Origin of the sequence: Klebsiella sp. K47, from assembly GCF_051858335.1 — a bacterium.
Classification (GTDB): Bacteria; Pseudomonadota; Gammaproteobacteria; order Enterobacterales; family Enterobacteriaceae; genus Klebsiella; species Klebsiella pneumoniae.
Window position 1 is genome coordinate 1 of the sequence record NZ_JBPYUI010000100.1, and the last position, 424, is coordinate 424.

Below are 424 nucleotides of genomic sequence, written 5' to 3' on the forward strand. Positions count from 1 at the left end.
AAACTCATTGAGAGTCGTCCATGCTTCTTTATTTTTATCACTTTTTTTTGATCATGTTGCCATTCACCCGTTAAGTAACACCAACAGAAGCTTATAGCTAACACCGCAATCAATTTTTTCACTCGTCTAGGGTCTGTCAAGCGCGTATTTTCAAGATTAAACCCGCGTCCTTTGAGACAACTGAATAAGGTTTCAATTTCCCAGCGTAATGCATAATCCTCAATAGCATTGGCATTAAACTGAGGAGAAACGACGAGTAAAAGCTCTCCATTTTCTAACTGTAGTGCACTTATATATAGTTTCACCCGACCAACCAAAATCCGTCGTTTACGACATTCAATTTGACCAACTTGAAGATGGCGAAATAAATCACTAATTTTATGATTCTTTCCTAAATGATTGGTGACAATGAAGTTTTTTTAAC

1 pseudogene is annotated in these 424 nt (G+C 36.8%); it reads right to left on the reverse strand.

Going from position 1 to position 424, the window contains the following annotated elements:
- Positions 1–419 (reverse strand): annotated as a pseudogene (locus RRF55_RS27260) (transposase); the annotation flags it as partial.
- Positions 420–424 lie beyond the last annotated feature (5 nt).